At 75.4% G+C, this 14,552-nt stretch carries 9 protein-coding genes; 6 read left to right on the top strand and 3 right to left on the bottom strand.

All coding sequences use genetic code 11. The features are described from left to right. On the bottom strand, positions 1–2,784 hold the full coding sequence (locus ACZ462_RS04040; protein ID WP_467805031.1) for an alpha/beta fold hydrolase: 2,784 nt from the start codon (positions 2,782–2,784) through the stop codon (positions 1–3). 328 nt (positions 2,785–3,112) lie between these two features. Between ACZ462_RS04040 and ACZ462_RS04035 the strand changes: the two genes are divergently transcribed. From ACZ462_RS04035 to ACZ462_RS04015, 5 genes are all read left to right on the top strand, one after another. Further along, complete coding sequence (locus tag ACZ462_RS04035) at positions 3,113–4,678, top strand: ATP-dependent DNA ligase (protein ID WP_467805032.1); 1,566 nt, start codon at positions 3,113–3,115, stop codon at positions 4,676–4,678. Between the two features lie 72 nt (positions 4,679–4,750). Beyond that, positions 4,751–5,413, top strand: a complete 663-nt coding sequence (locus ACZ462_RS04030; protein ID WP_467805033.1) for a helix-turn-helix domain-containing protein — start codon at positions 4,751–4,753, stop codon at positions 5,411–5,413. A gap of 24 nt (positions 5,414–5,437) precedes the next feature. Continuing rightward, entirely contained in the window at positions 5,438–5,560 is a 123-nt protein-coding gene (locus ACZ462_RS04025) for a DUF6126 family protein (RefSeq protein ID WP_114055537.1), read from the top strand. Positions 5,561–5,624: 64 nt separating this feature from the next. Beyond that, positions 5,625–6,707 carry an NAD(P)H-dependent amine dehydrogenase family protein gene (locus tag ACZ462_RS04020; RefSeq protein WP_467805034.1) on the top strand — a complete coding sequence of 361 codons (1,083 nt, stop codon included), beginning with the start codon at positions 5,625–5,627 and terminating at the stop codon, positions 6,705–6,707. Positions 6,708–6,712: 5 nt separating this feature from the next. Further along, positions 6,713–7,192, top strand: coding sequence for a carboxymuconolactone decarboxylase family protein (locus tag ACZ462_RS04015; protein WP_467805182.1), 480 nt, complete (start codon positions 6,713–6,715; stop codon positions 7,190–7,192). Positions 7,193–7,259: 67 nt separating this feature from the next. On the opposite strand, the gene ACZ462_RS04010 is transcribed toward ACZ462_RS04015, so the two are convergent. Together ACZ462_RS04010 and ACZ462_RS04005 are read right to left on the bottom strand one after the other, a co-directional pair. Then, positions 7,260–8,912 carry a GMC oxidoreductase gene (locus ACZ462_RS04010; RefSeq protein ID WP_467805035.1) on the bottom strand — a complete coding sequence of 551 codons (1,653 nt, stop codon included), beginning with the start codon at positions 8,910–8,912 and terminating at the stop codon, positions 7,260–7,262. A 106-nt stretch (positions 8,913–9,018) separates the two neighbouring features. Next, positions 9,019–10,464 carry an MFS transporter gene (locus ACZ462_RS04005; protein WP_467805183.1) on the bottom strand — a complete coding sequence of 482 codons (1,446 nt, stop codon included), beginning with the start codon at positions 10,462–10,464 and terminating at the stop codon, positions 9,019–9,021. 308 nt (positions 10,465–10,772) lie between these two features. Between ACZ462_RS04005 and ACZ462_RS04000 the strand changes: the two genes are divergently transcribed. Beyond that, a complete protein-coding gene (locus ACZ462_RS04000) occupies positions 10,773–14,366 on the top strand; it encodes a S8 family serine peptidase (RefSeq protein ID WP_467805037.1) in 3,594 nt (1,197 codons plus the stop codon). Positions 14,367–14,552: the final 186 nt, after the last annotated feature.

Genomic DNA, 14,552 nt, shown 5'->3' with positions numbered 1-14,552 from the left:
TCACGCCGTACCTCCGATCAGGGTCAGGAACGCGTCCTCCAGCCGCCGGTGCGGCCCCACCGCACTCACGGGGACCTCCAGCCGCACCAGTTCGGCGACCAGCTCGGCGGCCGTCCCGCCGCCGAGCCGGACGAGGAGCCCGCCGTCGCAGCGCGCCGCCGACTCCACGCCTTCCAGGGCCGCCACCTTCGCGACGGTCACCTCGTCCACCGGCCCGTCGACACCGACCAGCAGGGTGTCCCCGCCGCCGGTGATCTCGCCGACCTCGCCCGCCTGGACGAGGCGGCCGCGGTCCATGACGACCAGGTGGGTGCAGGACTGCTCCACCTCCGACAGCAGGTGGCTGGAGACGATCACCGTCCGGCCGCCCGCCGCGTAGCGGACCATCACCTCCCGCATCTCGCGGATCTGCGGCGGGTCAAGCCCGTTGGTCGGCTCGTCGAGGATCAGCAGGTCCGGCAGTCCGAGCATCGCCTGGGCGATGGCGAGCCGCTGCCGCATGCCCTGCGAGTACGTGCGCACGGCGCGTTCCAGCGCGTCGCCGAGCCCGGCGATCTCCAGGGCCTCCGCCATGTGCGCGTCGGCGGCCGGGCGGCCGGTGGCCTGCCAGTAAAGTTCGAGGTTCGCCCGCCCGGACAGGTGCGGCAGGAAGCCCGCCCCCTCGACGAACGCGCCGACGCGCGACAGCACCGGCGCCCCGGCCCGCACCGGGTGCCCGAAGACGCGGATCTCCCCGGTGTCGGGCGAGATGAGGCCCATCAGCATCCGCAGCGTCGTGGTCTTCCCCGCGCCGTTCGGCCCGAGCAGCCCGAGGACCTGGCCCTGCTCCACGCGGAACGACAGGTCCCGCACCGCGTACCGGTCCCGGGACCCGGCGTACCGCTTCGTCAGGCCGGTGATTGCGAGGGGTACGCCGGCCAGGGCCGGGTCCGGCCCTGCGGGGCCCGGGTTCCCCGCAGTCCGGGGCCGGCGCCGGATGCCCAGCAGCAGGGCCGCCAGGAGCGCCGCACCGAGCGGCAGCCCCCACGTCCAGGCGGGCAGCCCGGCCGCGGCCGTGCGCACCCCGTCGGCGACGGGCACGGCCAGCGGCCCCTGCACCGAGACGGCGTACGAGGCGGGGGCTGCCGGGGAGGCGTACCCGAGGTCCGTGGCCGACACGACGAGGCGCAGCCGGTGCCCGGCCCGCACGGCGTGGTCGACGGCGGGCAGCCGCAGCTCGACGGTCCGGCCCTGCTGCGCGTCAGCGACCCGCAGTGGGGCGACCAGCTGCTGCGGCAGCACCTGCTGCCGGCCGTCGGGCCCGACGTCGTACACCTTGCCGAACAGGACGGCCGACCCGTCGGGGGCCGTGGACCGCACGCGCAACGACACGGTCGGCGTGCCGGTGATCCGCACGTCCTGCGCCAGCGGCTCCGATTCGAACCGGGCGTGCTGCCCGGGGAAGTCCATCGCGAGGCCGGTCCCGAAGGCGGCGAGCTGCCCGCCGACGCCGGGCACGGAGGACAGCGCGGCCGGGGTGCCGCCCGCCGGGTTGGCGAGCACCTGTTCCGCCGGCCGGCCGGACAGCGCGAACTCGCGGCGTCCGGCGGTGAGGCCCGGGTAGGTGTCGCCGCTCGCGCCCCGCAGGCGGACGGCGCCGTCGGTGGAGTCCATGCCGCCGGAGCGGGAGACCCGGAAGGCCGGGCCGGTCGCGGCGGCCTCGTCGCCCTTGAGGTGGCGGTCGAACCAGGCGGCGATCCGGTCCTCGACGCGCCGGGTCTCGGGCGCGCCGCCGTCGTGGCCGCCGGCAGCCCAGTCCACGGCGACGGGCGCGCCGTTCGCGGCGATCGCGCGGGCCATGGCGTCGGCCTGGTCGAGGGGGAAGAGCGAGTCCGCCTGGCCCTGCACGATGAGGGCCGGCACCCGGATGCGGTCCGCGACCGCGGACGGGCTGCGCGACTCCAACAGGGCCCGGGCCTCGGCGTCGGGCGCCCCGGCCGCGGCGACGCGCTCGTACATGGCGCACAGTTCGGGCTGGAACCGGCCGCACGCGGCGGCGCCGGGCGCGGCGCCCGGCCCGTCCGCCGCGGGCCCGCCGGGGGCCGTGCCGCCGGGGGCCGTGCCGCCGCCCGCGTCGGGCGCCGCCTCGGCGGGCCCGGCCGGCCGGACCCCGCCGGTCGAGCCGGTGGTGAAGAACAGGCCCGCCCACAGCTTCTTGAACACGCCCTGCGGGAAGAGGGCGTCCGCGAGGTTCCAGTACGTGATCTGCGGGGCGATCGCGTCGACGCGCCGGTCGTGGCCGGCGGCGAGCAGCGAGACGGCCCCGCCGTACGAGGCCCCGGCGATGCCGACGCGCGGGTCGCCGGAGCCGTCGAGCTGCACCTCCGGGCGCGCCGCCAGCCAGTCCAGCAGGCGGGAGACGTCCTTGACCTCGTACTCGGGGTCGTTGAGCCCGATGTGCCCGCCGGAGCGGCCGAATCCGCGCGCGGACCAGGTGAGCACGGCGTACCCGTCGCGGGCGAGCCGCTCGGCCTGCGCGCGTACGTCGTCCTTGCTGCCGCCGAAGCCGTGGCCGAGGAGCACGGCGGGGCGGCGGCCCGCACCGCCCGCCGTGAAGTACGAGGTGTCGATCGCGGCGCCGGGCATCTCCAGCACCTTGTCCTCGCGGTGCACGGCGCGTTCCCCGCCCGGCGCGGCCGCGGACCAGGTGCCCGCCCCCGCGACGGCGGCCAGCGCGGCCGCGCCCGCCAGCAGGCGGCTGCGGCGGCGCCGGGGCAGCGGGAGCTTCGGCAGTCGGAGCGTCATACCGGAACCCTAGACGCAGGAGCGGACCCCGCCGAGCCGCCCCCGGTCGGACCCGGCGGCCTCCTTGAGGACTACACAGCCCCGCCGGCATACCGCAACCGCGGTATGCCGGCGCCGCGCTCCGTCGGCGACCGGCCCCGCACACCGCCTGGCGCCGGGCAGGTGCGGTGCGGGCTGCGCGGCGGGCAGTGGAGCGCCACCCGGTGCCGTGCGGTCGCGGCCGGCTCCCGGTCGGGGGCGGAGCCGGGCCGGCGCAGGCCGGCGGGCCGGAGGCGGGGCCCGCCCGACCCGGGCTGCGGCGCGGGCCCCGCGGCGGCACGATGGCCGCATGCTGCTCGCCGATGTCGCCCGCGTGTCCCGCGAGGTCGCCGGGACCTCCGCCCGGTCCCGCAAGACCGCCCTGCTCGCGGAGCTGTTCGCCGCCGCGCCTCCGGAGGAGGCGGCCCTCGTCATCTCCTACCTGGCCGGACGCCTCCCGCAGGGGCGGCCGGGCCTCGGCTGGAGCACCCTCGGCCGGCACATCGAACCGGCGGACAGGCCCTCCCTCGGCGTCGCCGACGTCGACGCCGCGATCACCGAGCTCTCCCTGCTGTCGGGCCCAGGCTCCCGCGAGGCCCGGCAGGGGGTCGTGGCCGGCCTGCTCGCCGCCGCCACCGAGCCGGAGCAGCGGTTCCTGCGCAGCCTGCTCTCCGGGGAGGTCCGCCAGGGCGCCCTGGACGCGGTCGCCCTCGACGGGGTGGCCGCGGCCGCCGGGGTCCCGGCCGCCGAACTGCGCCGGGCGGTGATGCTCGACGGCTCGCTGCCCCGCGTGGGCGCGGCGGTCCTGACGGCGGGCCCGGAGGCACTGCGCGCGGTCGCGTTGCAGGTCGGGCGGCCCGTTCAGCCGATGCTCGCCGCGACGGCGGGATCGGTCGGGGAGGCCCTGGCCGCCCTCGGGCCGTGCGCGGTGGAGGAGAAGCTCGACGGGATCCGCGTCCAGGTGCACCGCGACGGCGAATCGGTCCACGTGTACACGCGCTCCCTCGACGAGATCACCGGCCGGCTGCCCGAGGTGGTCGAGGCGGCCCGCCGGTTCGCGGGTGACCGGTTCATCCTCGACGGCGAGGTGATCGGGCTGGGCGCGGACGGCCGCCCCGTGCCCTTCCAGGAGATCGCCGGCCGGGTCGGGTCGCGGCTGGACGTGGAGACCGCCCGCCGCGCCCTCCCGGTCGTCCCCTGCTTCTTCGACGTGCTGGCCGCCGGCGGCGACGTCCTGCTCGACCTGCCCGTCCGCGAGCGGTACGCGGTGCTCGCCGCGCTCGTCCCCGAGCGGTTCCGGGTCCGCCGGCTCGCCGTGGAGGATCCGGCGGCGCAGGCCGGCGCGGCCGAGGAGTTCTGGGCGGAGACGCTGCGCCGCGGCCACGAGGGCGTCATGGCCAAGGCCCTGGACTCGGCGTACGCGGCCGGGCGCCGCGGCCGCAACTGGCTGAAGGTGAAACCCGTCCACACCCTGGACCTCGTCGTCCTCGCCGCCGAATGGGGGCACGGCCGCCGCACCGGCCTCCTGTCGAACCTGCACCTCGGCGCGCGCGCCGGCGCAGGCGGGTACGCCATGCTCGGCAAGACCTTCAAGGGGCTCACCGACGAGATGCTGCGCTGGCAGACCGACCGGCTCCGCGAGCTGGCCGTGGCGGACGACGGGCACACCGTGCGCGTGCGGCCGGAGCTGGTCGTCGAGATCGCCTACGACGGCCTCCAGCGCTCCCCGCGCTACCCGGCCGGGATCGCGCTCCGATTCGCCCGGGTCCTGCGGCACCGGCCCGACAAGAGCGCAGGCGAGGCCGACACGGTGGAGACCGTGCTCGGCACCCCGGGCGGCCACTCCGCCGACGGCGGCACCGGCAACGTACCCTGACGCCCCCCACGGCTTTTTGCCTCAGAGGTAAGGCGGATTGCCGCTCAGGCAAGTTTCTGGCTCAATCGGCATATGACACCTGGCCCCACCGGCCCGGGCGCCCCCGGCGGACCCGCCGAGCCCGGCCCCGGCCCCGAAGCCGACGAGCTGCCCGCGGTCGCCCCGCAGCTGCGCGAACTGCGCCGCCGCTCCGGGCTGACCCTGGAGGCCGCCGCCGCGCGGGCGCGGCTCTCGCCCGCCCACCTCTCCCGCCTGGAGACGGGCCGCCGCCAGCCCTCGCTGCCGCTGCTGCTCGGGCTCGCCCGCACCTACGGTACGACGGTCTCCGAACTGCTCGGCGAGACCCCGGCCGTGCCCGACCCCATCGTACGCGCGGGCGGGCCGGGCGCCCGCGAAGCCGACGGGTGGACGTACTGGCGGGCCGGCGGCTCCGGCCGCGGCATGCAGGCGCTGCGCGTGCACGTCCCGCACGGCCGCAGCCAGGGCGAACTGGTCCGCGTCCACCCCGGCGAGGAGTGGCTGTACGTCCTCGGGGGCCGGCTGCGGCTGCACCTGGGCGAGGCCGAGTACCTGCTGGACCCCGGCGACAGCGCCCACTTCGACTCGCTGACCCCGCACCGCATCGCCGCCGCCTCCGCGGCCGGCGCCGAGCTGCTGTTCGTCCACACCCTGCTCCAGAGCAGCCTCGCCGGGATGTGCCTGGGCGCCGGCGCGACCACCCACCCCACCCCCTGACCCGAGCCAAGGAGTCCCCGACCCATGCGCCAGCAGTTCAAGTTCCCGCGCGGCCTGCTGATCCGGCTGATCGCCTACCTCTTCGTCGGCCACCTCTTCGCCTTCTTCGTCTACCTCCTCTTCCTGCTCGGCGGGCAGAACCAGTAGGACCCCGCGCGGTCGTCCGCGCACGGCTCTGGGAACCTCCCGGCCGCGCCGCTACCCTCCGCGCATGATTCCCACGGTTGTCTGGGGCACCGGCAACGTCGGCCGTCTGGCCCTCCGCGCCGTCGAGGCCCATCCGGCGCTGCGCCTGGCCGGCGTCATCGTCCACCATCCCGACAAGGTCGGCCGCGACGCCGGCCGGCTGTGCGGGCTCGACCGCGACACCGGCATCGCGGCGACCGACGACATCGAGGCGGTCCTGGCGGCACGGCCGCGGGCCGTGGTCTACGCGGCGACCGGCGACACCCGCCCGGACGCCGCCCTCGCCGACGTCACCCGCGCGATCCGCGCCGGCGCCGTCGTCGTCACCCCCGCCCTCTACCCCCTGTACGACCACCGCAACGCCCCGCCCGAGTTCCGCGACCCGGTCGCCGCCGCGGTCGCGGAGGGCGGCGGCTCGCTGTTCGCCTCCGGGGTCGACCCGGGCTGGGGCAACGACGTGCTGCCGGTGCTGCTCAGCGGCCTCGGCACCGCCGTCGACGCCATCCGCTGCCAGGAGATCTTCGACTACTCGACGTACGACCAGCCGGACTCCGTCCGCGACCTCGTCGGCATGGGCCGCCCCATGGACCACCAGCCGATGATGCTCCTGCCGTCCGTCCCCACCATGGTGTGGGGCGGGCAGATCCGTATGATGGCCCGCGCCCTCGGCGTCGAACTCGACGCGATCCGCGAGATGGTGGAGCGCCGCCCCCTGGACGAGACCGTCACCACCCGCTCCATGGGCGTCTTCGAGGCCGGCACCCAGGGCGCCGTCCGCTTCGAGGTGCAGGGCGTCGTCGCGGGCGAGCCGCGCCTCGTCATCGAGCACGTCACCCGCATCCACCCGTCCTGCGCCCCGGACTGGCCGCTGCCGCCGGGCGGCGGGGACGGCGCACACCGCGTGGTCATCGAGGGCCGGCCGCGCATCGAGGTCACCGTCGAGGCCGAGGACGACGGCGAGAACCGGTCAGCGGGAGGGAACGCCACCGCCGTCGGCCGCCTGGTCGGCGCGATCGACTGGCTCGCGGCCGCCGAACCCGGCCTCTACGACGCCCTCGACGTGCCGCTGCGCCCCGCCGCCGGCCGACTCGGAAGGAAACGGGCATGACGGACCTGAGGATCGACGTCCCCGAGGGGCGGCACCCGATCGAGTACGTGTGGGGCGACATGGTCCCCGGCATCGGGCCGGCCGCCGCGGACTTCTCCCTCGCCGTGTACGCGCACACGACGCTGGGGCTGCGGGAGTTCGAGGCGGCGCGGCTGCGCGTGGCGCAGATCAACGGCTGCCTGTTCTGCCTCGACTGGCGCACCGAGCGCGACGGGCGGAAGGTCGAGGAGGAGTTCGCGGACGCGGTCGCGCAGTGGCGCACCACCGACCGCTTCGACGAGCGGACGCGGCTGGCCGCCGAGTACGCGGAGCGGTACGTCCTCGACCACCACGGCCTGGACGACGAGTTCTGGGGGCGGATGGGTGCGCATTACAGCCAGGTGGAGGTCGTGGAGCTGACCATGAGCATCGGCTCGTGGCTGGCGTTCGGCCGGCTCAACCGCGTGCTGGGCCTCGACGGCGTGTGCGTGCTGCCCGGGCACTGACGGCGGCGCGGGGGCGGGTGCGGGGCCGGCCGGTCGGGCGGCCCCGGTCGTCCGCTGGGGCGGCGCGCTACAGGTCGTTGGCGATGATGTGCTCGATGTTGCGCTCGGCGAGCGCGGTGATCGTGACGAACGGGTTGACGCTGGTGTTCCCGGGGATCAGCGCGCCGTCGATCACGTAGAGGCCCGGGTGGCCGTGCAGGCGGCCGTGGTTGTCGGTGGCCTTGTCGAGGACGGCGCCGCCGAGCGGGTGGTAGGTGAGGTGGTCGCCCCACACCCTGCCGGCGCCGAACAGGTCGGAGCGGTAGATCGTGCCCTCCTTCGCGTTGATCCGGTCGAAGATCGTCTTGGCCATGTCGATGGAGGGCTGCTTCCACGCCCGCTGCCAGTCGAGTTCGACGGCGCCCGTCGCCGGGTTGTACGTGAACCGGCCGCGGTGCGGGTTGCGGGTGATCGACAGGTAGAAGGAGGCGTACGTCTCGATGCCGGTCGGCAGCGGTGCGACCTCGGCGAAGGCGCCGCCCGCGTCCCAGTTGTCGATGCCGCCGCAGGGGATGGCGGCCTGCACCTTCCCGGTGGGGTCCCACAGGTGGTTGGCGCGGCCGCACATGACGTTGCCGTTCTCGCCCCAGTGCCGGCCGACCTCGCCGTTCAGGCCGGGCAGGGCGCCGGTGGCCTTGAGCCGTACGAGGAGCTTGCTGGTGCCGACGCTGCCCGCGGCGAAGAAGACGCGGTCCGCGGTGACGGTCTTGGCGGCGGTGGTCGCGCCGCAGGTGTCGAGCTGGTCGACGGCGACGGTGTAGCCGCCGCCGGGGGCCGGCGCGACGGAGGTGACCCGGTGGAGGGCCGAGACGGTGACCCGGCCGGTGGCCGCCGCCCGGGCGAGGTAGGTCTGCTGGAGGGATTTCTTGCCGTGGTTGTTGCCGTAGAGGATCTCGCCGGCGACCGCCGACTTCGGGACGGTCCCGGCGGCCTCCTGCTCCATGTAGTCCCAGTCGTACACGTCGGGCACGAACACGAAGGGGAATCCGGCGCGCTGGGCGTGCCTGCGGCCGACGCGGGCGTACTGGTAGCAGGCCGCGGTGTCGAACCAGTCGGGGTCGACGAGGCCGACGCCCAGCTCGGCGTTGGCCCGCGGGTAGTAGGTCGCGTACATCTCGTCGGCGTCGACGGTGGGCAGGATGGCGGCGAAGTTCGGGCGCCGGGGGGTGACGGCCATCCCGCCGTTGACGAGGGAGCCGCCGCCGACGCCGCGGCCCTGGTAGACGGTGATGCCGCCCAGCTCCTCGGCGTCGAGGATGCCGGTGTAGCGGGGGATGTCCTTGTCGAGGGGGAAGCCGAGGAAGCTGCTGAGGGGCTGCCTGGTGCGCGTGCGCAGCCAGTAGGAGCGCCGGTCGGGGCTGGTGGTGTGGCAGAAGATCTTGCCGTCGGGGCCGGGGGTGTCCCAGGCCATGCCCATCTCGACCATGTGGACGGGGACGCCGGCCTGCGCGAGCCGCAGCGCGGCCACGGACCCGCCGTAGCCGGTTCCGATGACGAGCGCGGGTACGTGCGCCCCGGACGCGAGGGGGCCGGCCGCCGCAGCGGGGCCCGTCGCGGCGCGGGCGGGGGCGGTGGCGGCGCCGGACAGCGCCATGGCACCGAGAAGAGAACCTGTTCCAGCCATGAAGCCGCGCCGGGAGATCCCCGGCGATCCTTTTCCGTTCAGGGGAGAGTCATTCATGTGACGTTCCTCACTCTCTGGCGGTGCAACGAGTTCTACTGCCAGCTGCGAGTGAAGTCACGACACACGTCCCGGTAACTTCCGGGCCGTCTCGGAGGCGCGCGGGTCAGGCGGCGGGCGGGGGAGCGGCGCCCGTGCCCCCGGCCGGAGGCTCCAGCGGGGGAGCGGCGAGCGAGCAGTGGGTGCGGCACTGCGGGTGGCACGCCGCGGCGGGCCGGGGGCGGCGCACCGTCGTCCAGGCCAGGGCGGCGCCCGCCACGAGCACCCCCGCGCACCACACCATGGAGCGCCCGAAGGCCTCGTCGAAGAGGTCCGGCGAGCGGTACGCCTCCGGGCCCATTCCGGCCAGCAGGGGGAGCGCGGCCACCGCCAGGAGCCCGGCCGCGCGCGCGACCGCGTTGTTGACGCCGCTCGCCAGGCCCGCCCGGCCGGGGTCCACCGAGGCCAGGACGGCCTCCGTCAGCGGCGCGACCAGCGTCACCATGCCGAGGCCCAGGACGACGATCGCGGGCAGCACGTCCGTCGCGTACGGGGCGCCCGGCCCGGCCCGCAGCATCAGCAGCATCCCGCCGGCGCACAGCAGCGGACCGGCGGTGAGCGGGATCCGCGGCCCGATCCGCTCCCCGATGGCGCCCGACCGCGCCGACAGCAGCAGCATCAGCACGGTCGGCGGGAGCAGCGCGGCCCCGGAGGCGAGGGCGGAGTACCCGCAGACCACCTGGAGCTGGAGCACCACGAGGAAGAAGAAGCCGCCGAACGCCGCGTACACGCACAGGGTGACCAGGTTGACCGCGGTGAACAGCCGGGACGCGAAGATGTCCGGCGGCACCATGGGCCGGGCCCGCTTCCGCTCGACGTACACGAACGCGGCCCCGAGCAGCACCGATCCGACGGCCGAGGCGGCCACGAGCGCGGCCCCGGAGCGGGCCTCGATCAGCGCGTACGTCAGCAGGGCGAGGGCGGTCGCGCCGAGGAAGGCGCCGAGCACGTCGAACCGGCCGTGCGCCGCCGGGTCGCGGGATTCGGGGACGTGCCGCAGGGTGGCCGGCACGCACACCGCGGCCAGCGGCACGTTCAGCAGGAACACCCAGCGCCAGCCCGGCCCGTCCACGAGCCAGCCGCCCAGGAACGGCCCGACGGCCGCGCCGACCCCGCCGAACCCGGACCACAGGCCCACGGCGCGGGCCCGGTCGCCGGGGGCGATCGACCCCTGGATCAGGGCCAGCGAACCGGGTGTCAGCAGGGCCCCGCCGACCCCCTGGAGGGCGCGGGCGGCGATCAGGACGCCGGCGTTCGGGGCGAGCCCGCACAGCAGGGATCCGGCCGCGAACCACACGACGCCGAGGACGAAGATCCGCCGCCGCCCGAACCGGTCGCCGAGGGCGCCGCCGACGAGGATCAGGCCGGCCAGGGTGAGCAGGTAGGCGTTGACGGTCCACTGGAGGACGGCCAGGTCGGCGCCGAGGTCCTGCCCGATCCGGGGGAGGGCCACGTTGACGACGGTCGAGTCGAGCAGGGCCATCGTCGAGCCGAGCACCGTGACGAAGACGATCCACCGCCCGCGCGCGGTCGCGAGGGGGACGCCGGCCGAGGCCCCGCCGGCGGCGGACGGCCCGGCGGGCTCACCCGCCGAGGCGGGCCCGGAGGGTGCGGAACCGGTCACTTCCCCAGGCTCGCGCGCCCGCCGGACGAGGGCCACCCGGCGGACGGAGGCCACCCGGCGGGGAAGGGCCGCCCGGCGGGCGCACACACGGCTCATTAGGCGCCCTTGTAGTGAGCATGACTCTCCTTCACCATGACCGCGCACGTCACGCACGCCTTATCCGCACAACCTGCACACGGCGTACGAGGAGACCACACGTGGCCCAACGCAACACACGACGATCCTTACGCGCGGCACTGGCCGCCCTCACCGCAGCACTGCTCCTGCCCTTCGGCGCCGGAGCCGCCGCCGCCGCACCGGACCCCGCGCCCTCCCCGGGCGCGGCCGAGCGCAAGATCGAGCCCAGGCTCCGCGCCCAGCTCGGCGACTCCGCCAAGGCGGCCTTCTGGGTCTACCTGGACAGCGCGGCGGACCTGACCGCCGCCCAGCGCCAGACCACCCGGACCGCCAAGGCGGAAACGGTTCTGCGCACCAAGCGCGACCATGCCGCGCGCACCCAGGCCGAGGTCCGCAAGGCCCTGGACAACGCCAAGGCCGAGTACACCTCCTTCTGGATCGTCAACGCGCTCCGCGTCGTCGGCAGCGAGAAGCTCGCCGGCACCCTCGCCCAGCGCCCCGAGGTGTCCCGGATCGACGCCGACGACCGGATCACCCTTCCCCGCCCCGCCGACGGGAAGCGCGAGAAGGCCGCGGCCGACGCCGTCGAGTGGAACATCGACCGCGTCAAGGCCCCGCAGGTGTGGGAACAGCTCGGCGTGCGCGGCGAGGGCATCGTCGTCGCCAACATCGACAGCGGCGTCGACCACACCCACCCCGCCGTCGCGGGCCAGTACCGCGGCAGGAGCGCCGACGGCGGCCTCGACCACCGCTACAACTGGTTCGACCCCGCCGGCGTCTGCCCCACCGCCGCGCCCTGCGACAACAACGACCACGGCACCCACACCATGGGCACGATGGTCGGCGACGACGGCGGCGCCAACAGGATCGGCGTCGCCCCGGGCGCCAAGTGGATCGCCGCCAAGGGCTGCGAGACCAACTCGTGCTCCGAGGCCTCGCTGCTCGCAGCCGGCCAGTGGATCGTCGCCCCGACCGACCTGAACGGCCAGAACCCGCGGCCCGACCTCGCCCCGCACGTCGTCAACAACTCCTGGGGCAGCGCGGCCCACGACGACTGGTACCGGCAGGTCGTCGACACCTGGCGGGCCGCCGGCATCTTCCCGGCCTTCTCCAACGGCAACGCCGGCCCCGGCTGCTCCACCAGCGGCTCGCCCGGCGACTACGCGAGCTCCTACAGCTCCGGCGCCTTCGACGTCAACGGCACCATCGCCTCCTTCTCCTCCCGCGGCGCGGGCCCCGGCGGCATCGTCAAGCCGAACATCGCCGCCCCGGGAGTGAACGTCCGCTCCTCCGTGCCCGGCGGCGCCTACGAGGCCTTCTCCGGCACCTCGATGGCCTCGCCGCACACCGCGGCCACGGTGGCCCTGCTCTGGTCCGCCGCCCCCGCCCTCGAAGGCGACATCGCCCAGACGGAGCAGCTCCTCGGCGCCACCGCCCAGGACACCGACAACGGCCAGTGCGGCGGGACCACCGCCAACAACAACGTCTTCGGCGAGGGCAAGCTCGACGCCCTCGCCGCCGTCTCCAACGCCCCCCGCGGCCCGACCGGCGCCCTCGGCGGAACCGTGACCTCCGGCGGAGCCCCCGTCGCCGGCGCCAAGGTCACCGCCACCGGCCCGATCAGCCGCACGACGACCACCGCGGCCGACGGCACCTACGCCTTCCGCTCCCTCTCCGTCGGCACGTACACCCTGACCGCCGCCAAGTTCGGCTACGGCCAGGAGACCGCGACCGCGACCGTCGCCGAGAACACCACCGCCACCGGCGACTTCACCCTCGCCCAGGCCCCCTCCGGCAAGCTCACCGGCACCGTCACCGCACCGTCCGGGCCCGCCGCGGGCGCCACCGTCACCATCGCGGACACGCCCGTCACGGCGACCGCCGACGACCGGGGCCGCTTCGAGGTCACCCTGCCGCACGGCACCTACGACCTGCGGGCGACCCACTCCTCCCGCTGCGTGAGCCCCGGCACCGCCCGCGCCACCGTCGCCGGCGACACCGCGATCGAGGTCGCCCTGCCCGAGCGCACCGACGGCTACGGCTACGCCTGCGCCGCCTCCACCGGCACAGACCAGCCCGCCGGGGACCGGCAGCTCGCCCTGACCGGCGACAACACCACCGAGCGCGTCGACCTGCCCTTCCCGCTGCCGCTGTACGGGAAGACGTACGGGCAGGCGTGGATCGGCACCAACGGCACGGTCAGCTTCGGCGGCGCCCACACCGGCGACATCAACGGCGACCTGCCGAGCACCGCCACCCCCAACGCCGCCCTCTACCCGTTCTGGGACGACCTCGTCGTCGGCGCGGCCGGCAGCGGCTCCGGCGTCTTCACCGCCGTCAGGGGCACCGCCCCGCACCGGCAGTACGTCATCGAGTGGCGGAACGTCGCCCACTGGTCGGCGCAGGCCGACAGGTTCTCCTTCTCCGCGGCCGTCGGCGAGGACGGAACCGTCACCTACTCCTACCGCGGCACCGGCGGCACCGGCATCAAGGGCGGCTCCACGGCCACGGTCGGCGTGGAGAACGCCACCGGCACCGACGCCTTCGCCTACTCCTTCAACACGCCCGTCATCAGCGACGGCCTGACCGTCTCCTTCCGCACCACCAGGAGCGGCGTCGTCACCGGCCGCGTCCTCGACGCCAACGACGGCAACGGCGTCGCCGGCGCCACCGTCACCGTCGGCACCGGCGAGGCCGCCGTCTCGGCGACGACCGCCCCCGACGGCGGGTACGTCGTCCAGAGCCCGTCCGGCACCCGGGCCGTCTCCCTCACCGCGCCCGCCTACGAGGCGGCCACCGCCACCGTCGACGTCAAGGCCGCCGGCGTCACCCCGGTCACGCAGTCCCTGCGCACCGGCCGGGTCACCGCAGCCAAGCCCGCCGTGGAGGTCGTCCTGCCGGCCGACCAGAAGCGGACCCGCACCCTCGACCTCACCAACCCGGGCCTCGGCACGGACTTCACGGTCGCCGAGGACGCGCCCTGGCTGACGGCCACCCCGCCGGCCGGCACCCTGCCCACCGGCGGCCGGGCCACGGTCTCCCTGGCCGTGGACACCGCCGGCCTGGCCCCCGGCACGGTCCTCACCGCCGACCTGAAGATCACCTCCGTGAGCGGGCGCAGCCCCGTCCTGACGGTCCCCGTCAAGGTCGTCGTCCCGCGCTACCAGGCCGCCCTGGACGCGGGCGCCGACTACGCCTCCACCGACGCCCTGGGCGACGGCTGGTCCCCGGACCGCACGTACACCGCCGGCTCGTACGGGTACCAGGGCAGCTCTGCGGTGCGCAGCACCGGCCGCACCATCGCCGGCACGGACGAGCAGCGGATGTTCCGCAACGCCCGTGAGGGGATGTACGAGTACCGCTTCGACAACGTCCCCAACGGCACCTACACCGTGGAACTCGGCTTCGCGGAGCTGTCCTCCACCAAGCCGGACCGCCGCGTCTTCGACGTCCTCGTCGAGGGCAGGGAGGTGCTGCCCTCCCTGGACATCGCCCTGGAGGCGGGCACCTACACCGCCCTGACGCGGAGCTACACGGTGACCGTCACGGACGGCGTGCTGAACGTCCGCTTCGTGACGCACTCCGGCTTCGGCAAGCCGCTGGTGAACACCCTGCGGGTGACGGACCGTCCCGACCAGGCCCCGCAGGCCGGCCAGGCCCGCCAGGCCCGGTGACGGTGGCCGCACCGGCCACCCGCCCGACCGGAGCCCCGCTCCGGGTGAGGTGACGCACCCCGGGGGCGGGGGGGGGGGGGGGGGGGGCCCCCCCCCCCCCCCCGGGGGGGGGGGACCGCCGGGGGGGCGGGAGTAGAGGCGTGTGGTTTCTTCTCTGTGTTTTTTTTTTGTGTTTTTTTTTTTTCT

This window comes from Streptomyces sp. NPDC031121, assembly GCF_055570615.1.
The sequence above is the reverse complement of the archived record's forward strand: the minus strand, read 5'-3'. Positions and strand labels throughout refer to the sequence as shown.